The sequence below is a fragment of the Pseudoalteromonas sp. RB2-MNA-CIBAN-0110 genome (assembly GCF_040309305.1).
GTDB classification, from domain to species: Bacteria; Pseudomonadota; Gammaproteobacteria; order Enterobacterales; family Alteromonadaceae; genus Pseudoalteromonas; species Pseudoalteromonas arctica.
The window spans coordinates 1-230 of record NZ_JBEOOQ010000356.1; the positions used below are offsets into that span (position 1 = coordinate 1).

The 230-nt window shown below is 45.2% G+C and carries 1 pseudogene; it reads left to right on the forward strand.

The annotated features are described in order from the left end of the window. Positions 1–24: 24 nt before the first annotated feature. A pseudogene (locus AAEY68_RS21775) lies at positions 25–230 on the forward strand (FKBP-type peptidyl-prolyl cis-trans isomerase); the annotation flags it as partial.

The following is a 230-nucleotide window of genomic DNA, read 5'->3' on the forward strand; positions in this document are numbered from 1 at the left end:
GCCGTGAATGTAACTTAATGGCGCATTCACGGCAGCGAAGGCATGCTACCCGGTTTAGAAACCGCACTTGAAGGTAAAACTGCTGGTGATAAATTTAGCGTAACGTTATCTCCAAGTGAATCATACGGTGAGCGTGTTGATGACTTAATTCAGCGCATTCCGCTTAAGCACCTTCAAGGTGATGTAAAAGTATGGAAACCAGGCATGACTGCTATGGTGCAATCAAACCA